21 protein-coding genes and 4 pseudogenes are annotated in these 24402 nt (G+C 62.3%); 17 read left to right on the top strand and 8 right to left on the bottom strand.

Annotated features, from left to right (window positions below; all coding sequences use genetic code 11):
- Positions 1-30 precede the first annotated feature (30 nt).
- The 3 genes from GSQ87_RS13365 to GSQ87_RS13375 all read left to right on the top strand — a co-directional run bounded on the left by GSQ87_RS13365 (position 31) and on the right by GSQ87_RS13375 (position 2366).
- Positions 31-741 carry a dienelactone hydrolase family protein gene (locus GSQ87_RS13365; RefSeq protein WP_158915895.1) on the top strand — a complete coding sequence of 237 codons (711 nt, stop codon included), beginning with the start codon at positions 31-33 and terminating at the stop codon, positions 739-741.
- Positions 742-807: 66 nt separating this feature from the next.
- A complete protein-coding gene (locus GSQ87_RS13370) occupies positions 808-1638 on the top strand; it encodes an alpha/beta fold hydrolase (protein ID WP_158915896.1) in 831 nt (276 codons plus the stop codon).
- Positions 1639-1736: 98 nt separating this feature from the next.
- A complete protein-coding gene (locus GSQ87_RS13375) occupies positions 1737-2366 on the top strand; it encodes a hypothetical protein (RefSeq protein ID WP_158915897.1) in 630 nt (209 codons plus the stop codon).
- A gap of 92 nt (positions 2367-2458) precedes the next feature.
- Here GSQ87_RS13375 and GSQ87_RS13380 read toward each other — a convergent pair whose 3' ends face one another.
- From GSQ87_RS13380 to GSQ87_RS13390, 3 genes are all read right to left on the bottom strand, one after another.
- Entirely contained in the window at positions 2459-3586 is a 1128-nt protein-coding gene (locus GSQ87_RS13380) for an NAD(P)/FAD-dependent oxidoreductase (RefSeq protein WP_158915898.1), read from the bottom strand.
- Between the two features lie 81 nt (positions 3587-3667).
- On the bottom strand, positions 3668-5047 hold the full coding sequence (locus tag GSQ87_RS13385; RefSeq protein WP_158915899.1) for a DUF418 domain-containing protein: 1380 nt from the start codon (positions 5045-5047) through the stop codon (positions 3668-3670).
- Positions 5048-5544: 497 nt separating this feature from the next.
- The gene (locus GSQ87_RS13390) at positions 5545-6087 is read right to left on the bottom strand and encodes a MucR family transcriptional regulator (RefSeq protein WP_216839443.1); all 543 of its coding nucleotides are present in this window, start codon (positions 6085-6087) and stop codon (positions 5545-5547) included.
- A 217-nt stretch (positions 6088-6304) separates the two neighbouring features.
- On the opposite strand from GSQ87_RS13390, the gene GSQ87_RS13395 reads away from it, so the two are divergent.
- The 4 genes and pseudogenes from GSQ87_RS13395 (at position 6305) to GSQ87_RS13405 (ending at position 8734) form a co-directional block, all read left to right on the top strand.
- Positions 6305-7618 (top strand): NRAMP family divalent metal transporter, encoded by a 1314-nt coding sequence (locus GSQ87_RS13395; protein ID WP_158915901.1) that lies wholly within the window; start codon positions 6305-6307, stop codon positions 7616-7618.
- A gap of 231 nt (positions 7619-7849) precedes the next feature.
- Positions 7850-8125 (top strand): annotated as a pseudogene (locus GSQ87_RS23150) (integrase arm-type DNA-binding domain-containing protein); the annotation flags it as partial.
- Positions 8126-8262: 137 nt separating this feature from the next.
- Entirely contained in the window at positions 8263-8532 is a 270-nt protein-coding gene (locus GSQ87_RS22775; RefSeq protein ID WP_254062952.1) for a hypothetical protein, read from the top strand.
- A 25-nt stretch (positions 8533-8557) separates the two neighbouring features.
- Positions 8558-8734, top strand: a complete 177-nt coding sequence (locus GSQ87_RS13405; RefSeq protein ID WP_158915902.1) for a hypothetical protein — start codon at positions 8558-8560, stop codon at positions 8732-8734.
- 451 nt (positions 8735-9185) lie between these two features.
- On the opposite strand, the gene GSQ87_RS13410 is transcribed toward GSQ87_RS13405, so the two are convergent.
- A complete protein-coding gene (locus tag GSQ87_RS13410) occupies positions 9186-9548 on the bottom strand; it encodes a gamma-glutamylcyclotransferase family protein (protein ID WP_158915903.1) in 363 nt (120 codons plus the stop codon).
- Positions 9549-10700: 1152 nt separating this feature from the next.
- Here GSQ87_RS13410 and GSQ87_RS13415 point away from each other — a divergent pair.
- Both GSQ87_RS13415 and GSQ87_RS13420 read left to right on the top strand, forming a co-directional pair.
- A complete protein-coding gene (locus GSQ87_RS13415) occupies positions 10701-11024 on the top strand; it encodes a UrcA family protein (protein ID WP_158915904.1) in 324 nt (107 codons plus the stop codon).
- Positions 11025-11165: 141 nt separating this feature from the next.
- On the top strand, positions 11166-12452 hold the full coding sequence (locus GSQ87_RS13420; RefSeq protein WP_158915905.1) for a S9 family peptidase: 1287 nt from the start codon (positions 11166-11168) through the stop codon (positions 12450-12452).
- 339 nt (positions 12453-12791) lie between these two features.
- On the opposite strand, the gene GSQ87_RS13425 is transcribed toward GSQ87_RS13420, so the two are convergent.
- Entirely contained in the window at positions 12792-13700 is a 909-nt protein-coding gene (locus GSQ87_RS13425; protein ID WP_158915906.1) for a LysR family transcriptional regulator, read from the bottom strand.
- A 453-nt stretch (positions 13701-14153) separates the two neighbouring features.
- Positions 14154-14706 (bottom strand): annotated as a pseudogene (locus GSQ87_RS22780) (class I SAM-dependent DNA methyltransferase); the annotation flags it as partial.
- A gap of 264 nt (positions 14707-14970) precedes the next feature.
- Between GSQ87_RS22780 and GSQ87_RS13435 the strand changes: the two are divergent.
- The 5 genes from GSQ87_RS13435 to GSQ87_RS13455 all read left to right on the top strand — a co-directional run bounded on the left by GSQ87_RS13435 (position 14971) and on the right by GSQ87_RS13455 (position 18662).
- Positions 14971-15192 (top strand): hypothetical protein, encoded by a 222-nt coding sequence (locus tag GSQ87_RS13435; RefSeq protein ID WP_158915907.1) that lies wholly within the window; start codon positions 14971-14973, stop codon positions 15190-15192.
- Between the two features lie 428 nt (positions 15193-15620).
- Positions 15621-16328, top strand: coding sequence for a TrbI/VirB10 family protein (locus GSQ87_RS13440; protein ID WP_254063148.1), 708 nt, complete (start codon positions 15621-15623; stop codon positions 16326-16328).
- Between the two features lie 301 nt (positions 16329-16629).
- The gene (locus tag GSQ87_RS13445; protein ID WP_158915909.1) at positions 16630-17478 is read left to right on the top strand and encodes a family 16 glycosylhydrolase; all 849 of its coding nucleotides are present in this window, start codon (positions 16630-16632) and stop codon (positions 17476-17478) included.
- A 628-nt stretch (positions 17479-18106) separates the two neighbouring features.
- The gene (locus tag GSQ87_RS13450; protein ID WP_158915910.1) at positions 18107-18334 is read left to right on the top strand and encodes a hypothetical protein; all 228 of its coding nucleotides are present in this window, start codon (positions 18107-18109) and stop codon (positions 18332-18334) included.
- A gap of 100 nt (positions 18335-18434) precedes the next feature.
- Positions 18435-18662, top strand: a complete 228-nt coding sequence (locus GSQ87_RS13455) for a hypothetical protein (RefSeq protein WP_158915911.1) — start codon at positions 18435-18437, stop codon at positions 18660-18662.
- A gap of 367 nt (positions 18663-19029) precedes the next feature.
- Here the strand turns inward: GSQ87_RS13455 and GSQ87_RS13460 are convergent.
- A pseudogene (locus GSQ87_RS13460) lies at positions 19030-19614 on the bottom strand (Rrf2 family transcriptional regulator).
- Between the two features lie 380 nt (positions 19615-19994).
- On the opposite strand from GSQ87_RS13460, the gene GSQ87_RS13465 reads away from it, so the two are divergent.
- Complete coding sequence (locus GSQ87_RS13465; RefSeq protein ID WP_158915912.1) at positions 19995-21173, top strand: lactonase family protein; 1179 nt, start codon at positions 19995-19997, stop codon at positions 21171-21173.
- Between the two features lie 29 nt (positions 21174-21202).
- Here the strand turns inward: GSQ87_RS13465 and GSQ87_RS22785 are convergent, their stop codons facing one another.
- Positions 21203-22837, bottom strand: coding sequence for a hypothetical protein (locus GSQ87_RS22785; protein ID WP_158915913.1), 1635 nt, complete (start codon positions 22835-22837; stop codon positions 21203-21205).
- Between the two features lie 669 nt (positions 22838-23506).
- On the opposite strand from GSQ87_RS22785, the gene GSQ87_RS22535 reads away from it, so the two are divergent.
- Positions 23507-24115, top strand: coding sequence for a helix-turn-helix domain-containing protein (locus tag GSQ87_RS22535; RefSeq protein ID WP_216839308.1), 609 nt, complete (start codon positions 23507-23509; stop codon positions 24113-24115).
- A gap of 93 nt (positions 24116-24208) precedes the next feature.
- A pseudogene (locus tag GSQ87_RS13480) lies at positions 24209-24379 on the top strand (hypothetical protein); the annotation flags it as partial.
- Between the last annotated feature and the right edge of the window lie 23 nt (positions 24380-24402).

The raw sequence follows: 24402 nt of genomic DNA on the forward strand, positions 1-24402 counted from the left end.
CCTATCTTCAAAAGGCTGATCGAGGGCAGTATGGACCAGACGATCACGATATCAACGGAAGGCGGGGAATTCCTCGCCTACGTCGCAAGACCCGCCAAGACGCCCGCTCCAGCCGTCGTTGTTCTTCACGAGGTGTTCGGCGTCAACGCGGACATTCGTCAGACCTGCCGCGAACTGGCGGACCAAGGTTTCATTGCGATCGCTCCGGAGCTGTTCTGGCGACAGGAGCGCGGGGTCGATCTCAATACCTGGTCGGATGAGGAGTGGAAGAAGGGCATCGCCCTCTACACCGCCTACGATCGCGACACCGGCGTAAGGGACGTCGTCGCCACCCTGCGCGCCGCGAAGCGGCTGGAGGGCGCGGGCGGCAAAGTCGGCGTGATGGGCTTTTGTCTTGGAGGGCTGATGGCCTACCTCACCGCCGCCCGCCACGACGTCGACGCTGCCGTCGCCTATCATGGCGGTGACACGGAACGGTATCTCGATGAAGCCACCGGCATCACCGCGCCCTTGCTAATGCACCTCGCCGAGGAGGATGAGTTTATCAGCAAAGACGCCCAGGCTCAGATCAAGGCGGCGCTCACAGTCGTGCCAAGCGCAACGGTCTACAGCTATGCGGGCCAGAACCACGCCTTCGCGCGCCACACCGGGCTGCATTACAACGCGGAGGCGGCCGCGCTCGCGAACGGACGGACCTACGCCTTCTTAGCTGAGCATCTCGGTTTGCATCGCGCAGCCTGACTGAAGCGCCGGCGCGCTCACGGCCAGCGTAACACCACATTCGACACGGACGAGGGGAACGAAACCATGGCCAGCAGCACCTTCATCACCGAGGACGGTACGGAAATCTTCTACAAAGACTGGGGGACAGGACAGCCGATCGTGTTCCACCATGGCTGGCCGCTTAGCGCCGACGATTGGGATGCGCAGATGCTGTTCTTCCTCGCCGAGGGATACCGGGTCATCGCGCACGACCGTCGCGGCCATGGACGCTCCACCCAGACCGATCTGGGGAACGACATGGACACCTATGCGGCGGACAGCGCAGCATTGGTCGAGCATCTCGACCTCAAAGACGCCATCCACGTCGGCCATTCGACCGGCGGCGGCGAGGTGATCCGCTATGTGGCGCGCTATGGCGGGAACGGCCGTGTCGCCAAAGCCGCGATCATCAGCGCGATCCCGCCCGTTATGGTGAAATCGGCGAGCAATCCCGGCGGCACGCCGATTGAGGTCTTCGATGGCTTTCGCAGCGCCATGGCGAACCGTACGCAGTTCTACCGCGACGTCCCCGAAGGCCCGTTCTACGGATTCAATCGGCCTGGCGCAAAGGTCAGCCAGGGCATTATCGACAATTGGTGGCGACAGGGGATGATGGGCGGGACGAAGGCCCATTACGACTGCATCAAAGTCTTCTCTGAGACCGACCACACCGAGGACCTGAAGCAGATCACCGTCCCGGTGCTGGTGATGCACAGCGAGGACGACCAGATCGTGCCCTTCGCCGACGCAGGGCCGCTCGCCGCCAAGCTCCTCCAGAACGGCACGTTGAAAGTGTACAAAGATTTTCCGCATGGCATGCCTACAACGCATGCGGAGATTATCAACGCCGACCTGCTGGCCTTCATCAAGACGTGAGGTCGGACGGACGACGCTGGAACCGACCAGAACATCTGCGCCCACCGTGGCCCGTGACCCGCGTATGGGCTGGTCGCGCGTCCTGCTGAGACCTGGCCATGTTCGGGACTGAAATCAGCACCGCCCAGGCCGCCTTTCTGCAGACGACGACGGCCGTCGTTCAAGCCGTCGTGTCGGTAAGTCTATTGGCTTGGTACGTCCTCGCGGCGCATCTCGATCGGGATCGCATCCGGCGCGAACGATCAGAGGACTTCGATTCACTCGTGAGGCTCTGCCGCGATCTCGGCATCGACGCTAAGGACAAGACCAACGCACATCGGTGCGCCGCTTCGATGATCGTGAGCGCGCCATCCGATCTCGACGCAGCTGTAAGGGCGAGGTTGGCGGCGTGGAAAACCGACATGACGGTCATCTACGTCTGCCTCAACGAGGTGCCGCACTACGAAGTCCGAAACCCGGCTTTCAGCACGGCGCTCACTCGGCTCTGGATGGAGGTCGACGCCAGAACCGTCGATCCGAAGAGGTTCGACCGGCCCGAGCAGCTCGAGTTGTTCCTGGACCAGAAACTCGCCCGTATATGCCGTGAGGTTGACGCCATGGCGGATCTCTTGAAAGGGCGTCCTTTGGGCGCGCGAGACGCGCCGCGGCGTCTGGTTGGCGCGGCCAAGCGGCGTGGGAAGATTTACGCTACGGACGGATCGCCCGAAGAAGCGATCGAAGACCTCTAAGATCGTTTAGATGTACAATCGGACTTGATAGACCGGCAGCTCGCGCCGGCTCGCCTCGGCGCGCGTGACAGCTATTGCTCAGAGCACCGTGTTCAGGCCTGAGGTGTCCGAAGTGGAGCGTAGGTCGCCCGATAGCTGCGCGGGCCGACGAACTGCATGAGGGCGTTTCTCATCACGATCGGCAAGTGGGCCGTTCGCGACATACGATCGGTCATAGCCTGCACGTGGGCGACCCTCGGCCGCCGGCGTTGCTCATACTCGGGGCCGATCTCTTCCCAATCCGTTCGGTCGGCCAGCAAATCAGCTAAGACGACGGCGTCTTCCAGGGCAAGGGCGGCGCCTTGCGCCCATACGGGCGCCGTGGCGTGGGCGGCGTCGCCCATGAGGATCACCCGGTCGCGGCTCCAGCTGGGGATGCGAACCTCCTCAAGAGGGGAATGATGCAGGGAGCCGGGTCGGGCCAAAACCGTCTCGATCGTCCGGCGGACCCGTTCGGGAAAGCCCCGGAACAAATCATTGAGCGCGTTGGCGTCGTCGAGGCCGGTCTGGCCTTTCGTCGCCGCAGCCCACCCGTAGACCTCGCCGCGGTCGACAGGAATGAGCAGGATCATACTGCGCGCGCCGGCCCAAAGGGTCCAGCAGTCGACGCCGGGATTGGGCGCCATGAACCGCCAGCTCGCGGACGCCAATTGCGCTGCGGCTGGAGCCTTCCCGCCCATGGTCGCCCGCACCCGCGAGCGCACGCCATCCGCGCCGACCAGCAAGCCGCCCATCTCGATCGAACCGTCGGCGAGGCCAACATCGACGCCATTCGGGCGCAGCTGAACCAACGTCACCTCGCAATCCCGTCTCACGGCGCTGGCCGGCGTTCCAAGCTCCAGAAGGCCGAGCAATGTCGAGCGGCGGACGCAGCGCGGTCGCGCGTCAGGGCCCCAGAATTCATCCTCATCGACCGCAAACAACACGCGATCCTGTTCGGTCCGATATTCGCGCCGACGGACGGGAACGCCGCAGGTAGACAGCGCATCGCCTAATCCGAGACGGGTCAGGGCGCGGATCGCGTTGCCCGGCAAGTTTATGGCCAGCCCGGCGTCGCTCGGCCCGTCTCGGCGCTCTAGAGCGAGCACCGGGACGCCGCGCCGATGCAGGGCCCGCGTGAGAGCCAGCCCGGCGATCCCCGCCCCCGCCACCAGCACGCGGTTCTGCGACCTGAAATCCATATTCCACCTCGACGGTCACGACCTAGTCTTTTGGCCGGAGCCCGGCCATGTTGGCGGCCGCGTCCGCCCGCCCGCGCGGTGTCAGACCGCTCGCGAAAGACGAAAGGGCTGCAGCTTCCAATACGTCAGGGACCGCCAAGCCCATTCAAGGGGCCCATAGGCGAACGTCCGCAGCCAGAGCAGGCTCGCGGCGATGTTCAGCGCCCAAACCCCAAGAATGACATAGATCTGTTGGTAATAGTCCAATGTGCCGTAGAGATGCCACGGCCCCCAAGTGAACAGGAATTGGCAAAGCAGACTGGTGCCGATGTAGTTGCTAAAGGCAGTCCGGCCCACTGCGCCCAGGGCGCGCTGAAGCGGCTGAAGCCAGCCCTTGCTCACGATCAGCAGAACGACCGATGCGTTGGCGATCATCGCCGGGATCTGCTGCAATCCGTAGGGCAGGAACATCCATTTGGCCGCGGCCGCGTTGCTGAAGCCGGTGAGACTGGCCTGGTGTACGCCGATCAGGACGATCGGCGCCGAAACGGCGTACCCGACCGCGGCGGTCGTGGCGTAGAAACGGGGCGATTTCCGCGCGGATAGGAAGCCGGTCTTGTAAAGGCCCATGCCGAAGATCAGCATGCCGCTCACCTCAGCCATCCAGCCGCTCCGGACGAGGCTGAAGGTGAAATCGGCGAATTCACCGGCCTGTACAGGGAGAACCGCCCAATAGCCCTTATGCGCGAGCGCCACCCGATCCGCGACTTGAGCCCGCTCCTTGGCCTCTCGCGCGGCGGCGGCGACAAGCGCAGCCTTTTGCTCGGCGGTCGGCAGTTTGCCGGCATGGACGGCGGCGATCGCCTGCTCCTGGAGCTGACTGTCATGGAGCGTCGACGGCTCGTAGGAGAAATTGGCGATGCCCAAGGTGCCGCCAAGCAGGGCGATCGCGAGACCGACCCCGATGAGGGTCTTCGCGGCCACGTGCCTTAACGGATAGAGGAACAGGAGCGCGTTCAGGCTGTAGTCGAAGAGGATGTCTCCGGACCAGATCAGGGTCCCGTGGATGAGGCCGAACAGCAAAAGCCACAAGCTGCGGCGCAGGAAAATATCGGCGGCGGCCTCTGGCTTTCGCCGCTCGATCCGCTCCGTCAGAAGCACGCAACCGGCGCCGAAGAGCGTCGCAAACAACGCCCGCATCTTGCCTTCGAAGAACAGCCATTTGATCGTCAGAATGACGAGGTCGAGGTGGGCGTGCCATCCGACGAACGCAGCCTTAGCCACGCCGACCGGAATGTCGTGCAAAGCCTCCGGCCCGGAGAAGTCGTCGATATTGAGGACCAGGATTCCCAACAGGGCGAACCCCCGCAGCACGTCGAGCGCGGCGATCCGCTGACCGCGGCCGACCGGCGCCTGGGGCGGACCGGCAAGTTCCTCGTTCTCAAGCCCAAGAACGCTCGGCATCTGTAGAGTGGTCGTCATGAATCCGCTCGTATTGGACAGCGGAAGCGCGCTTTGGGCGAATCCGACGACCGTTTGATGACACGTGTTGAACCTCGGCCTTCTCCCGTCCATCGCAGATGAACCGGGCTGAAGGAATCCGCGCTGATCGTAGGTGCCGAGGAGCGATGGCCTGGTTCAGCTACATGCCAAACCGTCGCACTTTGCGCATGACCTCCAGCCGACGGAGTGGTCTTCCGTGTGGCCTGTTCGAGATCTGAGGGAGTCCTTTTGGCGCGAACCGAAGGACCACGTCATCGGGAGCGGACCTTGGCGACTCGCTGACAAGCCGACCTCGTCTGAGCTCACTCGCCTGCGTCGTCGGGCAAGCTTAGTCATGGACACGCCGCCGCGCTCGCCTTATGGGCGATGCCGTGAAGCGCAGCGTCAAACCTGGGTTGAAATCGCTTGCGCGCTCGCAGCTGTCGCCCTTGGCCTTTTGGCCTGCTCGGGCCTCCTCCACTAATCAGCCGACGATCTCAACGGCTTAGCCCCTTGCCGCGCCCTTTAGCGATCGTCTTCGCCCCTGAGACCTTTGCGACCGCCGGGGGAGCCGCAGGCTTTCGCGCGGGCTTCGCCGCCTTGGGCGCGGCGCTCTCCGGCGGCGTGCTTACCGGCGCGGGAGCCGCTGGCGCATCGACAGGGGCGGCCCGTTTCCCGCCAAACCCGAAGCTCTTCGCCGACGCGGAACGCTGCGCCGAGTAGCCCGGGGCGACCATGGGATAGGCCGTCGGCAAGCCGAAGCGTTCGCGGTAAGCCTGCGGTGAAAGCCCTTGGCTGTTTAGGTGACGGGTCAGGGATTTGTACGGCCGGCCGTCCAGGAACGAGATAAGGTGATCCGCCCCTACGCTTTTACGGATTTCCGCAGCGGTGCGCTTGGTGTCCGCCACTTCGGCGACCGCAGCTTGCCCGGCCGAGTCCAAGCTCTTGTAGACGCTGGCGATCAAGCCCGGCAGGTCGCCGACCGGGACCTCGTTGTTGCTGACATAGGCGCTGACGATGTGGGCGGTCAAGTCGATCACGGCGTCCTGAGATTGGTCTTCAGCCACGTCTGGCTCCTTGATTGCCTCGGCGCCACCAAGCTTATGGCCCCCGAGGACCTCATCCCATCAGGCAGTTGAGATTCGATAAAGCGCTCCCCGCGCCGATCCACCGGAAATTTCGGTAGAAGTGGATAGAGCAAAGCTGCTCAATGCCGACGAGGAAGACGACTCGTTCGGACAGCACGCTGGAGATCTGATGACCGACCTCGAGCCGCTCGCCGTCCCCAACCCGCCCGACGCCATCAAGCAACCGGTGCGACCGCCTCTGCTGGAGGTGTTGGGGCCGGGACTGATCACCGGCGCGTCTGACGATGACCCCAGCGGGATCGCGACCTACTCCCAGACCGGCGCGCAGTTCGGCTTCGACCTCGGCTGGACGCTGCTGTTCAGCTGGCCCCTCATGTGCGCGATCCAGGAAATCAGCGCCCGGATCGGACGCGTCACTGGCCGGGGAATCGCCGGCAATCTTCTGAAGCATTATCCACGCTGGGTCCTCTACAGCATCGTCTCCCTGCTGCTCGTCGCCAACACCATCAATCTCGGCGCGGACCTCGGCGCCATGGCCGCCGCGCTAAAGCTCGTCATCGGCGGTCCCCAGCTCATCTATGTCGGCCTATTCGCTGTGATCTCGGTGCTGCTCGAGGTGTTCGTCCGCTACTCGCGCTACGTCTCGATCCTCAAATGGCTCACGCTGGTGCTGTTCGCCTACGTCGGGGTCGCCTTCGTGGTCCACATGCCGTGGCTGCAGGTCGTCCGTCACCTCTTCGTCCCCAAGATCTCGCTGAAGTCCGATTATCTGACGGTCGTGGTCGCGATCCTCGGCACCACTATAAGCCCCTACCTGTTTTTCTGGCAGGCGGAGGAAGAGGTCGAAGAGGTGAAGGAGCGCGACGGCGCCAAGCCGCTGGAGCGCGCGCCGGAACAGGCGCCGCAAGAGTTCAATCGGATCCGCTGGGACACCTATCTGGGCATGGGCCTATCGAACGCGGTCGCGTTGTTCATCGTCCTGACCACAGCGGCCACCCTTCACGCGCACGGCGTCACCGACATCCAGACCTCCTCCCAAGCCGCGGAGGCTTTGCGACCCATCGCGGGGCCGGCCGTCTTCCTCGTGTTTGCGCTGGGGATCATTGGAACCGGGCTGCTCGCCGTCCCCGTTCTCGCGAGTTCGGCCGCCTACGCCGTGGGCGAAAGCTTCGGATGGCACGTGGGGCTCACGCGCAAGCTCAGCCGAGCCCGGCGGTTCTACGGGGTCGTGGCGGTCGCGACCCTGATCGGCGCGGGCCTGAACTTCACCCCGCTCGACCCGGTCAAAGCCTTGTTCTGGAGCGCCGTCGTCAACGGGGTGGTGGCCGTGCCGGTCATGGTGATGATGCTGCTGCTGGCGCGCCGCCGCGATATCATGGGCCAGTTCACCCTGCCCACGCTCCTGCGCACCATCGGCTGGATCGCCACCGCGGTGATGGCCATCGCGGCGATCGGCATGTTCGCCACGATGGGCCATAGCTGAGGACATGCGCCTCTCAACTGCCGGGGGAATACCGCCCGCCGCCACGCCCGAAGAGCGTAGTATCAAATCACGGGCTGAAACCGCTTCTCCAGCTTACGCTGGATCCACATAAGCTATTGGTTGCACATAACATTTCGCACGCTAGCGTGCATTAGCGTAGTTGGAGCTCGCTGCCTTTCCTGCAGCATTACCGCATACAAATCGCATACAAATTTATGAAGGCGGGCGGCGATGGCCACCGAACACGTCCAACTTGATGACAGGCTGATCGCCCGGCTGACTTATGCCAAGGACGATGGCTACGTGGTCCGAGATTCCGAATTGAAGGGCTTTAGTGTCAGAGTCGGGAAGCGCACGAGGACCTTCTTGGCCGAAGGCTCCTATTGGCACGACGGCGTTCGAGAGTTCGGCGCGCGCGTGAAGCTCGGTGAATTCGGCGAGATCACATCCAAGGCGGCGCGCTCGAAAGCGAAAACGGTTCTGGGCTCTATGGCCGCGGGGCAACGGCCGGGTGAGCGACCAAAACCAAGGATCAGGCGCTCACCCTTCGCAAGGCCTGGGGTCGTTACCGGATCGCCCATTTGGAGCGAAAAGATCGGAGCCCCGGCACTATTGCTAACTACCGTGACCATGTGGAGCGGCTCATGGCGGATTGGCTCGACAAGCCAATTGCGCGGCTTGGCCGGCAACCGTCGCTCGTGGTCGATCGCCACGAACTTATCTCCGAAGAAAACGGTCGTTATATCGCCAACGGAGCCATGCGCAGCCTCCGTGCGATCTACAACCACGCTCTCAAATCTCATCCCGAGATGCCGCCTGTAAATCCGGTCGCTGCGATCGACTGGAACCAGGAGGAGCGGCGCGACAGCGGCATGGTCAGGAACGCCGGCAAACCTCGGCCGTTGGCTCATTAGAACTCATGAGAAGAAGGATCACCCAATGACCGAAAGCAACAAAGCCACCAACCTGCCGGAACCCTCCAAGGACGATCCGAAGGTCCAAAAGCCCGGCCATACCCCCGAAGAGGGTCAACATGGCAAGGGTCTGAGCGGCGGCGTGGACACCGGCGCCATCGAGCCTGGCAAGACGGGATCTTCACAGCCCAACGCCGGCTGAATTATGGGGAGCAAGCCCCTCCCCGATTGAAGGTGTACGATCTCTCTGCCGCGCCCTTTCAAGGGGGCGTCGGCGCAGCTTCTTGGACAAGGCTCTTGCTCTGTCATCGCTAGCAAGTTGCTATGAGGCGACCGGTTCCATCGCCGTCCCAAATTTGGAGCGCTTGGGTGGGCGGTGGGCCTCTTGGCGTCTCCGGCGTCGACGCTGGAGACGCGTTGGCGGGTGGCCGTAGCCTTTGGCTGCAACGCAGTGCTCCACCAGCTCTGGAAACCGCTGCTCTTCCGCTTGCGCCGGCCGGGAGACGACAGCTCGGACGTCCTCGCCCAGGACGCCGGCTTCATTCTGAAAACTCGGTAACTCGCTGACGCGCGGTCTTACCTGCAGGGACGCTGAGCGCGCAGATCGCCAAGTCGAGAACGGGCTGTGGCGCATCCCCTAAGCGTGGTTCGCGTCAATCGCTCGGCTGCTTATGCCGAATATAGACCCAGGCGTCGAGGCCAGACCGCAAGCGCAGGTAGACGCGCGTGTAGTCGACCACCTCATAGCGATCGGCAGCATCCAACTCTTCGGGAGTGATGCGAAACACTGTGCCTTTGACCACGTCGGCAGGGTCATCAGACGGGAGCACGATTGGATGGAAGCGCATACCGCTGACGGCGAGGACGTTCGGATCAGTGATCTCGATCATCTCCATGCGAAACTTCACCATCGCATCGGGCTCACCGCCGAGCCGGCGGCCGAACGAGGCAACCTGCACGCTCTCCAGTTGCAAGGTCCCATAGGAGAAAAGGGCTATGACGCGCGCATCGCTCACGGGATATCCTCAGATTGGCGGCCGGGCCGATGTACTCGCGGAAAGCCCGACTGTCTCAGGCCGATGTTTTTGCCGGACGCCTGCATGTGTCTAGATCGAGCTGCGGATCCGCAACAATGGTTGCAGCGTGCGCAATGGTGGTGAGTCCGAGCGCCGGAATCAACGCGGCGCAGCCTGTCTTCGCCATCGAGACGCCGTTTCCTCGTCACTGCTGCCTCACATGGGGTCGTCCCATCTCAGACCCACGCTCCCCCCACCGTTATGGGCCTTCGGCGCGCAGTGTTTCACCTACATCGGTTGCCGCGCCGCTCACTCCGCCGCCACGTTCACCCTTGGAGCGCCGGTCTCAGACCAGCTAGGATGTGCTCATGTCCGAAACGCCTGCCCCGCCGCCACGTTGGTTCACACGCATGCAGAGCATTGGCAGATGGTTCGGATAGGTCGCATGGAGACGCATTGATGTTCAGGCAGATCGCTGACGACGGCCGGCTACACGGAAAGCCAAGATGCTCCCGCTAACGGCAAACAGAACCATTTTGGAAAACCGTCAGCGTGATTGAAAATCTTATTCGAGATCATCCGCTATTATTGATGGTAATCTTGATCGTGATTGGTCCTGCTTTACGTCCAGCCGCTCGGGCAGTTGGTCGAATGGCAGAGCGTTTCAACAACCGGAGAGATCGTCAGACTCCAGATGAATGAACGTTTCTGCGCAAGCGCTCGGCTGACAGGCGCAGCAGCTTGCTTTCCCCTGGGCATGGTCACGCCAGCCAATTCCGGGCGCGACCGCCCCTCCACTGGGCCATAGGCCGATCGGTCGCCGGTGGCCGCGCAGTACAGCTCCAGGCGCCGGGCCGGCGTCACGCGGCCTCATCAGGGTGGCGAGCTGGTGCAGCAGCGGGCTCGCCCTTGCCCAATTCCGCCAGGACAGAGCGGACTTGTGGACCTGACGACAGGGCGAGAGCAGCGCCCCCCACGGCGTTGCGAGTCTTTCCACTTCGGACGGCGTCAACGGCGAATTCGGATCATTACCGCCGCTTCATTTCATTAAATCGAGGTCATGACAGAGGCTTAACTGGGCTCAGCTCCACGCAAACACTAAACACAAGTCACCGCGGCGACGCGAACAACATTCAAAAGTGGAACAAGACCATGACCAAGTTCATCAACATCCTGACCTCCGTAGGCTTCATCGCTATGGCTGCGGTTCCCCTGGCGGCGATCGGTTCGGTGGCCCATGCCGCCGAGGTTCAAGTCGTGAAGGTCGCCGATCTCGACCTGTCCAGCCCCGCCGGCGCCGCCCGATTCCAGCGCCGGGTGGATGCCGCCGCCAACCAGCTCTGCGGCGCTGGCCGGACCCGGGCCGCCTGCCGCGCCGCGGTGCGTGAGGAGGCTGTGGCGAAGCTTGGCGAGGGCCAGCGCCAGACCCTGCAGCTGGCCATGACCGGCGACCACGAGATGGCGGCCGGCGTCTGAGGGTGCAAGGCGGCTATAGTCGATGAAGACGGCTCGGGAGCGATGACCATTCGGATCGATCCGTCGAACCGATCGCGTCGACCGGGCAAAGCAAGGTTGAGCGCCATAGACCGCCTTCGGACCCTCTTGCTTACCGCGCTTATGACGGTCCTCCCCACGGCCGCCTTCGCGGCCGACGACTGTCATGTCGGCGCTTATCGCCTAAGCGACGGACGTCTTGTCGATATCGCGCCGTCCGAGGGGCAGACCCTGCGCTGGCGCATGTTCGACGGCGAGACGGGCGCCTTGGCGCACCTGGCGAACGGAAGCTGGTCCAGCACCTACGGCTGGACACAACGGCCTGACGGAAAGAGCATCACCTTGTCCAACTGCGTCGACGGCCGCCTTCGTTTCGCGGGCGTGGATGGCAGGCGCATACCGCTTGAAGCCACAGAGACGAGTTTCGAGTCCCATGGCACGAGGTTGTCAGGCCGACTGGTGCTGCCGCAAGGACGCGGCCGGGTCCCTATCGTGATCCTGGTGCATGGGGCCGAACATGATTCCGCGCGACAGTTCTATTTCCTGCAAAGGATGCTGCCGGCCGAAGGCGTGGGCGCCTTCGTCTATGACAAGCGCGGCGTTGGGGGCTCGGGCGGCCAATACACCCAGGACTTTAACCTCCTGGCCGACGACGCGGTCGCCGCCATGCACGAGGCCCGCCGCCTCGCTGGGCGGCGTGCGGGGCGCATCGGCTATCAGGGCGGAAGCCAGGGGGGTTGGGTCGCGCCGATAGCCGCTGCACGCGCGCCGGTCGACTTCGTCATCGTAAGCTTCGGCCTGGCCGTCTCCGTCATCGAGGAGGATCAGGAAGAGGTGGCGCTTGAAATGGCGCTGAAAGGCCATACGCCAGAGGAGATCGCCAAGGCTCAAGAGGTGGCCGCCGCTGCGGAAGAGGTGATCGCCTCGGCCTTCACCCAGGGGTTCGATCGCTTCGACGAAGTGCGGGCCAAGTATCGCAACGCGCCCTGGTACAAGGATCTGCACGGCAATTACACCTGGGCCCTACTGCCCTATACGGCCGCCGAGCTGAGGGAGAAAGGCAAGCAGTTCATCTGGGGCACGCCTTTCCACTATGACCCCATGCCGACGTTGTGTGCGGCGTCGACGCCTGAGCTCTGGATCCTGGGCTCGGACGATCTGGAGGCGCCGAGCGCAGAGACCAGCCGGCGCATCAAGAGCCTGATCGCGCAATCACGGCCCTTCACCCTCGCCATCGAGCCGGGCGCCGAGCACGGCATGACCGACTACGAGATGAAGGGCGAAGAGCGCATCTCGACCCGCTATTCACCGGGCTACTTCGAGATGATGCGTGACTTCGCTCGCGATGGCCGCCTGAGGAAGCCCTACGGCAGGGCTGAGATAAGCCCAGCGCCCAACCAACGCCCGTAGCTCAATTCACACCGGCCCGGCCAAGGACCGCCCTCGATGAGCCTCTGGCTCAATCGAAGACGCCTCTCATCGGGCTCCTGCCGGCGGGGGCCGTGGTCGATGCTTTCTAGGCGTTGGCCACATCCGGCGCCGCAGCCATGAGGGTCGCGCACAGGACAATGGCGCCGACAATCGTCTTCAGGAAGCTGCGCATGATCTTCGATCTTTTAGATGGAGGTAGGGCGAATTTATTCGCCTCTGGTGCGCTGCAACATATCCTTGCCGAAGACGTCTGTGCAGGGCCTCCACCACAAAGCGTCTTTGCGTCTACGTCAAAGATGGTGGCGCGGCCTTGGCTGCTCACGCCTCCCGCAAGCGGAGCTGCTCGAGCATGAAGTCGAGGAAGACGCGGGTGCGCTGAGGCAGGTTGTGCCGGTCGGGGAAGAGGACGAACAGGTCCGCCGTCTCGGCGCGGAAGTCGCCCAGGACCTCGACGAGCCGGCCCGCCGCGATCTCCGGGTCCACGTCCCAGCTTGACTTGTAGGCTAGACCGAGGCCGGCCTCGGCCCACTCGTTGATCACCTCGCCGTTGTTGCAGCGCAGCGCGCCGCTGACCTCGACGATCTGATCACGGCCGTCGACGGTGAAGCGCCACTGGTCCAGCGGTTGGCCGTCACGCATCAGCACAAGGCACGGGCGGTTCGCCAGCTCGCCCGGCGTGGCCGGGGCGCCGTGGTCCAGCAGGTAGCCGGGCGACGCCACCACCCGGCGCACCGCAGCCACCAGCCGCCGGGTCACCCACTCCGCGCCGCGAGGCTCCCCGATAACCAGCGCCAGGTCGAACTCGTCGCGCGAGAGGCTGTCGGTGACGTCGCTGAGGCTGAGGTCGAGTTCGACCCTGGGATGGAGCCGGCGGAAGGCCGAGACGAGCGGCGCCAGCTTGCGCCGGCCGAACGACATGGGAGCGGAGAGGCGGATGCGGCCCTCGACAGTGGTGGCCTGTTCCGTGACCTCGTTCTCGGCTTCGCGCAGGGCCTCCAGCAGGGTGCGACAGCGGCGGTGGAAGCGGTCCCCGGCCTCGGTGGTGCGCAGGATGCGGCTGGTGCGGGTGACCAAGCGCACCCCCAGCCTGTTCTCCAGGGCCTGCAGCCGCCGGCTGATCGCGCTGGGCGACACCCGCAGCTCGCGCGCCGCCGCCGAGATGCTCCCCAAGGTGACGATGCGCTCGAATACGTAAACGTCGTCGAGCTGCGACAGGATCGCCTCCATCCATGGCTCCGCGCCGCAATGAATTGCGGTGACCCTAAGGCAGGACATCGCCCAACTCCGCCTCAGGAGGCAACCTCCGCTTGAGCCGCCAAGTGTCGCGGCGGCGGCCTTGTCGCGCGCGATAAGCAGCACTGCGCCCCAGGGCTCACGGGGCCATCCACCCGTTCGAATGCCCACCCTGCCCTGCCGATCAACACGGCCGCTTCTGGCCGCTAAGCTCGGAAGTGGGCCACCGGCGAGACTGCGCCCATACCGGACATCAGCATTGTCCCGGAGATGGGACATTCGCCGCAACCGACAACGTCCGCGTCGCGGCCCTAGACCGACAGCCAGTTACGACCCTGACAAGCCCATCCCAGGGTCCGCTCGCCGGTCGAAACCCTGAGCCGGGCCCCTCCCACCCGGCGCGCCTGTACCCGTCCGCGAACCTTCCTTCAGAACTCGCCGGCCAGCTCAATCCCAGCATGTAGTCGAAAGTGCGCCCGGCATGCCCATCCTCGGACAGGGTGTTACCGAAGGCGATGTTGGTGACGTCCTGGCCCTTGATAAGCATGTCCGCCTTGCAGATGGCGTACGAGTCCGGGTTCAGCTCCTGGCCCGACATGGTGAGCTGGGCAGCCGGATTGACTCCTTTAAGGTGCTCCTCGGCCACCGACAGCATGCCGCCCGTGCCGGCGGTGGGGTCGTAGATGCTGCGCACCACGCCCGGCTTGGACAGAATGTCATGGTCCTCGATGAACAGCAGGTCGACCATCAGCCGGATCACGTCCCGCGGGGTGAAGTGGTCGCCCGCCGTCTCGTTCGACGCCTCGGCGAACTTGCGGATTAGCTCCTCGAAAACGAGGCCCATCTGGCTGTTGGGCACCCGGTCGGGGTGCAGGTCGATGTTGGCGAACTTTTCGGCCACCTGATAGAGCAGCTTGGCCTTGGCGAGCCGATCGATCTGGCCGGCGAACTCGAACCGCTCGAAGATGTCGCGCACCTCCGGCGAGAAGCCCTGGACGTAGCGGCGGGGAGTGGCCCCGCGCCAACGGCCATTTCGTCCCGGTCGGTCTCGGCCAAATCGTGGAGGCGGCCAGCAAGCTGCTGCTGAGGAGAACGCACACACTTGAGCGAAGCAGGATGCGAAGTCATTTCGTCCTTTCAGCACTTGCCTGATTTGCTCGTCTGGCCGCCACACATCGTGGGGAAGCAGAACATCGCGCCAGAGCGAATTAGGGTCTCGGACGCCCGCCGCGATAGCCGCCAACCGCGTTCTCACATAGCCTTCATGATCGCCCCGAACGGGACCCAAAGCCTGGTCAGCTACAGCATGCGCAACGGCTATCAGGCGATCGAGCAGACCGCGCCGCGCTTCGTCTCTCGCGACGGCGCGGTGGTGACTGCAGTGATCACCACCGCCTGGCGCGGATCGACGCCGGGTATCGACGCGCCTCACTCCGCCGACGCCAAGACCACCGAGGCCGCCGCCCGCGACCGGAAGCAATCATGACCGCCTTCCGCCCGGACATGCCCGATCCCCGCAACTCCGATCCCCGAGGCGTAGACGACGACCTGTCGCTGCAACACCAGCGGCCCAAAGGCACGCAAAGCGGCCTTGGCGCGGGCGCGCTAAGACTGACAATCGGGGTCTCCATCGTTGCGGGATTGGCGATGTTCATGTGGATGGCAAACCATCGGATCGGGGCGTTGAAAGAGGTGCGAGGGATTGCGGCAGGCGACGCCTACGCACCGGTGATCACATCTCAGCCCCTGCCTGGCGACCTTGACGCTATTGAAGCCGCTGCTCGTAACGCGCCGACCGCGCCCGTCCTCCCACCTGCGATTTCGTTGGCGCCCGCATCGCATCCGGCAGCGCCGCGAAAGGGCGTCCCACTACCAACCCAAACTGACTTGGGCTGGCGATGGATACCGAGCTTGGTGGTCGACCTCGGTGGAAGCGACCAGCCCGCCAAGGCGGCGCTGGCGGCGAAAGGTAAGTCCACCCTTACCGCTGAAGAACAGTTCGCCGCCCGCATCTCCACCGATGAGGAGCCCGAACGCGCCCGCGCCACCCTGCTGCGCGATCGCGGCACCGTGATCGCCCAGGGCGCGGTGATCCCGGCGGTGCTGGAGACGGCGCTGGACTCCAACCTGCCGGGCTTCACCCGCGCCGTGGTCAGTCGCGACGTCAGGAGCTTCGACGGCTCGACCGTGCTGGTGCCGCGCGGCAGCCGGGTGATCGGTCAGTACAAGAGCGGCCTGGCGCTGGGCGCCTCGCGCGCCTTCGTGATCTGGACCCGTATCCTGAGGCCCGACGGCGCCTCGATCCAGATCGGCTCGCCGGGGACCGACGACCTGGGCCGGGCCGGGTTCGCGGGAAGCGTGGATCGCCACTTCTTCGAACGGTTCAGCGGGGCGATCTTGACTTCGGTATTGAGCGCGGGAGTAACCGCCGCCGCTGGCCAGGGCGCCACTGAGGTGGTGGTGGGGCCGACCACGACCAACACCAGCGAACTGGCCTCGCCCGCCTCTCCCCTCCAACCCCAGAACATCTCCCCGACCATCAAGGTACCGCGGGGTTCGTCGATCCTAATTTTTGTAGCTAAGGACCTCGACTTCACTCTGGTCGACAGTGCATCCAAGTGAGCGCGCGCCCATGAGCGCGATATCGTCCGAACACGTCTATATTAATACCTGTGATCGATGCGACGTTATCGATTTTGAAGCTTACCTCGCCATTGACATCCCACGACGTATTAATTACGTGGACTCGATAATGGAAGGTGGCTTTCCGCATGGACCCATCGATCAAACTCTGATTGGCCACCGTGTGTTAAGCGTCCCTAGTGGCGATTCGTTGCTATGATTTTTGCAGTAACTTTCGGAATGAGATGGAATATTAATCCTCACGCCTGTGTCTTCAAACCCAAACCTGGTGATCTGAGACATGAAATTCCTGTCAACGCTTGCGGTGGGATTCGCTGTTTTCGCTTCGACCGCCTCTGCACAGTCTGCAAACCCACCGGCTACGATCGATCCGACAACGCTTGGAACGCAATCGTTCAAGCAGGATTTCACAACGACGCCCCTAAGCGAGGGGCCGGACCAAACCGCCACCAATCCGTCGCCTTCGCACACATGGCGAACGATCCTGAAAGGCTGGGCGGGTACAACGCCCCCCGACGCCACTAGCAGCTCAGATAGTAGCACCACCTGGTTTGGCTACGATGGCGACGACGCAGGCTCGTCGCCGTTCGGGCAAGGGTCGAACGGGGTGGTGATCAACGCTGCCGAAAGGGCGCAACCATTTAATCGTACTTGGCGTTCGGGGCTGCTGACCACGCGTTTCAGCTTCAGCCAACTCTACGGCTATTTCGAGGTCTATGCCGATCTGCCGACCTGCACAAAGGGCACTTGGCCCGCTATCTGGATGCTGCCGACGTCTGGCAATGGTGAGATTGATTTTCCGGAAACAATCGGCACAAGCCAATACTCTTGGACCGTACACGATCCCTCCCTCAACGGCGGCGCGACCGAGCAATGGACTCCGGCTACCTGTTCCAACGGCTTCGGCGGCCTTCACCGATATGGCGTCCTTTGGAATTCTGCGTATATCGGCTTTTACGTTGATCGTCAGCTTGTCGGTCAAGCCGTCGCAACGCCGAAAGACTTCACTGTGCCAATGTATATGCTTATCAATCTAGACGTCGGCGGCGGCTGGCCCGGTCCTCCCGACCCTAGCCTGACGAGCACTCGGATGATCGTTCAGGAAGTGAATGCGTGGCCATTGAGCTAGTCTAACGCTTAGCCGTGTCACCTGGCGGACAATAGGTAAATACGGCATTGTCAGCGCAAAAGTTCCGAGCCTAGCTTTGCCTCCGCTTGCTTCCTGTTCAGAGGCAGCCGTCATCGCATTCCGTTGCAGAACAAGAGAGGCGGGGCCGGCGGCCTCCGCAGTTCTGTCCCATCCGCCCTAAAAATCCGTGAACAGTGGTCCCAGGTCGTTTGGTTGGACAGTGCCGTCCGCTGCGGTTGATGGAGCGCCTTGATGCCGACGCCGCGTGCCCCCACGCCGTGCCGCCAGCGGGGAGGCCCGGCGTACTCAGCGTCCCCCCTCGCCACGCGCCGGGCGACTTCCCTCAGACCACGGCGTCGCCCAGCAAAAGAAGCTCTTCGCCTCTCTGCCGGCGCGGGGACGTCTAGCCCGCTCGCCCGGAGGCTGCACGGCAGTCAAGCCGCTGGCGGAGGTCCCTCGACGCCCCCGACGGCGATAGAACGGACCGGGAGTGCGTCTGCCCAGCGTTCCGCATTTCGCAATTGGCACGTCCACGATGATCTGTAGCAGTCACGGGCAGATGGAAACGGGAAGGCGCAAGATCACCACTCCAATCCCCGTTACGAGCAGCACTAGGGAGGAGGCGAACGTGGCGCACGGCGTCACAAACGACGCCACGGAGGGGGTGCGAAAGCGCGTTGAGGCCTGTAGCAGGTCAGTCATTTTTCCGAACACCCCATATGTGAAGATGCGATTCGAGAGCCGCAGAGTTCAGGAGGAAATGATGTTGAAGGCCTTGGCCTGGGCGATGCCGGTATCGCTCGCCCTGTGGATTCTAATCACGCTTGCGATGATCAAAGCCGCGCGGATCGCCTGACGCTCGACGACCACAACCTGGCATAGAGATTGCTTCCTGGGTCCAGAGAGGACCCCTTATGCCCCGAATATGCACGACGTGCCCCGAGACGGACCAGGTTGTGATCACGCGGGCGCAGATGTCGCCCCGTCAGTTTGCTCGCTTCAGCGGTCAGATCGTCTATTTCTGCAGATCGTGCAAAACCATCCACGCGCCGAGCAAACCTCATATCTGGCTCGAGCATCGCGATCCGACTGAGCGCGAGATCGGGAAAACGTTGGCTTCAAAACGGCGCCGCGCGGTCAAGCTGCTGCATCTCTTTAAGCGACTGGGGTGGCGTTATCGCTGAGCGTCGCGTCGTCGTGGCGACCCATGAACTCCAATTAAACCGCAAGCTTCACAACGGGTAACTTCCAAAAACGTTGGCGTGCGCAGCCATTTTGTCATTGGCCGCTCAACGAGGGGGAAAGCGAAGCCCGCCACCGCGCTGGTGTCCAGCGAGTGGGGCATGCCGCGCCATCTTCAACGTCGCTTGATAGGAGGCGTCTCCGATCCGCTTCGCCGGCCCGATGACGGGGACTCTGATGACAGGGTCGAGGATCACGCAGCCATAGACAATCATCGCCGGGGGGCGCACGGACCGATTGGGAGTACATAGATGGCTGCCGTGGGATGTAACTGTCCCAAGATTGGGCCCTGTGGGCGTGCGTTTGCGCTCATACCGGATTCTCCCGACGGGTCGACGGCCTACCCGCCTGTCTCGCATGAAGACGGTCAACATCGAGGAGGAGGTCCGCGAGCGTTACAGCAGCCAGCCTCGTCAGAAGGAACGCCTCGGCCTCTCGGAACGCGGTGTCTAGCGCGGTATTCACCGCCTGCTCTGGCCGACAGGTTGGCGCGTCATTACGATTACCCATCGCGAAAGGCTCGCGCGATCCCAGCGCTGCGTAGACATCATGAAGCGTTACGGCGGCGGGACTAGCGACGATGATTCAGCCGCCGCCATACCCCGATTTCGAACGGACGATGCCAACGCGTCTAAGGCCTGCTAAGGCGCGCCTCACGACGGCCGGATTGCTCCCACTCGCCTTCGCCATGTCCTCAGACGTGATCGGACCATCCGCCTCCGCCATGTGCAGAAGCATATGGAGCACGCCCGACAGTCGAAAATCCGTTCCCACGCGGCTTGATATGTCCATATCCCCGCCCGTGTCGACCACGATATGGGCGCGCCAAAACATTCCGAAGCGGAACCGTGACGGAGCCTTGCCACCGTCAAGCTGCATGCCCAATCCCCTCATCCAGCGGCAGTTGCCGACACCCTTTGGGGCGCTGTCTCGGCGATCTTCAAGCCTCGCTTACGCTCGACCGGTTAGCTGGCGCCACGACGCGGAGCCTGCTTCATCCGCGCCCGAACCGGCTAAGCGAATCTGGCGCGCTTGTGGCCTTAATAAACCTTCGCCGTGGAAGCTTAACCGGTCAGGGCCGAAGACGGAATCGTGGCGGGCAGGATCGCGATCGCACGAGAACGTCGCCATCTCGCCTCCATCCGGTGATAAATCTGCTTTGTAGATATCTCGCGGCATTCACGAGGTGATGCCCCGAGGAAGCCTCGGTCTCGTGGCCGCAGAAGGATTGCTGAACGAGGAGACCCGTGCCTCTCCTACCCCATGGAGTGATGATGACCAAAGGCCTGGATAGACGTGTGCTGCTGACCAGCGGTTTGGCGCTTGGCGCTGTGGCGGTCCATCCCGTTCGAGCAGAGAGAAAGTCCATAATAGCCTACGTCGGCAGCTATACGCCTAATGGTCACGGCGTCTTCAAATACAGCTTCGATAATCGCCTTGGCGTTCTCGCGCCGCTTGGCCTTGCGGCCCCATTAGCTAACCCCTCCTGGATCACACTCGACCCGCAGCGCAACCTGCTGTTCGCTCTGAGCGAGATCGAACATGGTCTCGTCACCGCATTCGCAATCAGTCCGCAAAATGGAAGTCTCTCAAGGATCAATGCGGTGAGCGCCGGCGCAAGTGGGCCGGTCTACGCCGCCCTACACCCTTCCGGACGTTTCCTGCTGATCGCCAACTACACCGGCGGCGGCGTCGCCGTGTTGAGCATAGACTCGGACGGCGCTCTGGGCGGCCCAGTTGAGGTGATAGCGGCCGCCAGACCCGCGCCGCCGCCCCCTCCGGCCGCTCAGGAAGCGGCCAATCTGGCGCTGAGCGATCATAGCGCGCCGCACATGCATATGATCGCCGCTGACCCAACCGGTCGGTTTGCTATCGCCGCTGACGCGGGCTCCGACCGAATCTATGTCTGGCGGATCGACACAGAAAGCGGGCGGCTTACCCCTGCGGCGACACCATTTATCTCAACCTTGCCGGGATCCGCGCCACGCCATTTCGTTTTTCATCCCAATGGGCGGCGCCTATACGACCTGCAAGAACATGACGGCGTGGTTTGCGGGTACGCCTTCGACCCCTCGAACGGCGCCCTAACCTTGGAGCAGATGATGCCCACCGCCCCGGACGGCTTTGCGGGCAGCAACCTCGCCTCTGAGTTGACGCTGTCGCTTGACGGTCGCTTCTTGTTCGCCGGCAACCGTTTGCGCAATAGCGTCCGAACCATCGCGCTTGGTCGGTCGGGCCGCATGCGACTTGAGAGCGAGACCTGGATCCAGGGCGATTACCCGCGCAGCTTCACCCTAGATCCCAGCGGCCGATTCCTGATCTGCTGCAATCAGCGCAGCGACAACCTCACCGTCTTTGGCGTCGATCCGAAAACGGGCGCGCTTGGCTTCACCGGTCACTTCAACGCGATCGGCAGCCCCGCGGTGGCGGCCTTTCACCGCGTTGCGGGTTAGATGAGGGGGGGATTTCCATCCGCGTTCAACTAACCCGGTTGCTCCATCCAGACTCGATTTAGAATTTTGGCCACCATTGCGGCCTTTTCGCCGGCCAAGAACCGACCGTAATGCTTTGCGATCATTCCCGGAGTGTCCTGGATCGCAAACCCGGCTTGCTCGAATGAGCCTGTTTCTTTCAATACATGCGTCGCAAGGACATCCCGCACGCTATGTGGACCGTGCGGGAGGAGGCCTTCGATCGCGCCTCGCTGCGTGTATGGATTGAAAATCCCGAAACGCTGCACGATACGTCGCCACGCCTGGTAGAAATTGGCCATACCATAAGCCGATGCAGCGGTGTTGAACTGATTGGCGGTGATAAAGAATTCGGCTGCGGACGGCCTATGATTCATTATCACGCTCCTTGCCGATTTCACGTAAATGTCCATGTATAGATACAAATTGCTCACATCGGGGAGTGTGACTCGATATGGCTGTCCTCCGAAAAACGTTGAGCGTGAGTTTTTAAACGCGCTTGTTGGAACAAATACCTCCCAAGTATGATCGCCCTTGTTCCATCGCAGCTCGCCTCGACCGAGTTCAGCGAGGCGGCGCTCCGGAGTGGGCCGCTCACCCGGCTCGCACAAGAGAAGTTGGCGCAAATTTTTCTGCCGGAATCCAAGATGCAACCCTAGGCGTATGATCAATAGAGAGCGCACTAACTTCGCGTATGACATCTCGTCAAGAAATGGGTCATCCATATACGATACGATTTCATCACTTATCTTCTTATACTCAGCCACGGGGCGGTCAGCCAATAATATTGGCAATATCGCCTCAAATGGATCTCGATGTATCCGAGCGATTCGATTGATTTCTTTCGCCCTCAATAATGCGTATCTAGCAAGCTTGTCGCAGGCCGCAGGCCAATCTGACTTTGCGTCTTGAATATCTGCCTGGCTTACGAGGCCTGGGATTGGCTTCATGTTTTCCGCGACGCTCGGCACTTGGTAAAGCCAGCCGCCCGGTACAGAACACAATCCCGCCGCCTCTCGCATCATATGCTCTTCGGAGGCGGTGAAGAACCCGCGGCGCGCTTCCTGCCAATGGACATACCAATTCCATATAGCGGGAAATACCAGCAATCCCATGCACAATAACTCTGACGAGATTCCTAATCCTTTAATTTCACCTTCCGGCGAAGCTGCGAGGGCGCCGAATAGAATGCCGAGATTTCGAAAATTCATCTTCGCGGTCGCAGCGCCCCACCGACTTCCGCGGACATATCCGTAAGGTGTAATAGTATTGGTTTTAAATGATATGAACTCGGTAACTTCGTTGGAGAGAATGTCACTTGCATAATGTCGACCCGAAATAAATTTCCGATTGATACTCGGGTCGGAGCGAAACTCAATTTGCTCTTTGATCGTTGCAGTATCTAAAATTAACCCAAATGGTCGACGCATCCTTTCATTGTGATAGATTCTGTAATCCGTTACGCCCGCAAGAATGTTTCTCTGGATCCACGCGAGAATTTCCTCTTTCTCGTCGATTGGCCGCGTGGAAAAATCAAACGGCAAATGCAATAAACACTGATGTCTGTTGTAAGAATTTAGATGCGCTATGGTGGGTTCTTTTTGAAGCGCCTCGTAATGCGCAGACTTCTCTCTTGCGGAAATCACCAGCTATGTCCTTACGACTAAAGGAGAGTTTTTTAGGTGACGAAAATCGTTGGAAATGCGCGAACGTTCGCCGCAGTCGAGCCATGCCCTGACAGCTTCTTCAGATTGCGTCCTCCAATTGGGTACGCGCCATCCTCGCCGCGGGCGAACGCGACATCGAAAAAACATTGAGCGCATTCACCCGATGATCCGCTGGCGTCGGGTGGTTAGTCACGCGCGAACACGGCAAGCACGTCCCACATATTTGCCGGCCGGCGGGCAGCAACTCCCGCCGGCGCACTAGGGCTGTTTTATTTTGTGGGCCGCCCGACAGAGCGGAAGACCCGTGCTCACCGCGACTTGCGCGGGCCGCGACCGGTGACTAAACCTTTCGCGACCCGCATTTTTTATGGCGCTCCAGACGGCGCGTCAATCGAAACCGATGATCGCGCGTTTCGGCATTCGCGGACGGCACGGTGGTTCGTATCGGCCTGGGTCTAGGCGCATCTTTTCGCGCTGTCGTCCTGGCCGAACATACGCTGAAGAGAGGACGGGGGTCGCGACGAACCCGAACGCTCGTGGAGCCCTGTCGGTATGGATTCTGCGGCTAACGCCTGACCACGCGGGTAGGCTGAAACGCCTCTCCCGTGCAGCGCGATTTCGGCAGCAGCCCTAAAGTCGTTACGGACGATGAGCGGCGCGACCTTCGCATGGCGCGTTTGTATCGCGCCCGGACGGGTCGACATCCGGTTTGGTGATCGCTTAAAAACACAAGAATCCGCGTCGCTGTTCGGATGGAAAAGCGGTTCGGTGCAGCGGGAAGGCGGCCGCTTCAGTCGTCTCTCTTCCATACGACCGCCAGAGAAGGTCTGGGCGACTCCCATCCCCAGACAATCTCCGCGGGCAACGTCGCACCTCGCGATTTGGATTTGTCGGAGCGCGCAGATGATACGAGCCGAGTTCGACGCTATCCGATTTTATGCCGCGTTGGACGGCGCCCGCGCCGCACGGCACCTGAACTGGAGGCAGGTGGCGGACCAATCGGGCGTGAGTGCGCCGACATTTTCGCGACTGAGTCAGGAAAAACGACCTGACGTTGATAGCCTGGCTGCGCTTCTGGCCTGGTCAGACCTGAGCGCAGATGATTTTTTCCCGAGAAGCAACCGGCAGGGAAGCGGCGACGAGCCCTTGGTGCAAATCGCCATGTGCTTGTGCGACGACCCCAAATTGTCCAAAGGAGCCCGCGAAGCGCTCATGCAGATCATTTTCGCCGCCTACGAGCATCTCAGGGAAAAGTAATGGGCGGATCCGCCGCCGGCGGCCCTCGGCCGGACGAGAACGCCTGCCTTGCTCTGCGACCTACCTCGACGGCGGAAGCATTCCACGCCCGCCCGCCACGCCCAGCCGGGCGCCAAGGTGCTGATCGCGCCGACCTGCGATCCGCTGATCGCGTCGCTGGTGTTTGCGCCAGCGATCCAGCTTCTTGCCTATCACGTTGGCGTCTATAAGGGCGCGGACGTCGATCAGCCGCGCAACCTCGCCAAGTCGGTGACCGTTGAGTAGCCGTTCACATCCTTTCGTCGAGC

This window comes from Caulobacter sp. S45, assembly GCF_009765965.1.
Lineage (GTDB): Bacteria > Pseudomonadota > Alphaproteobacteria > Caulobacterales > Caulobacteraceae > CAHJWH01.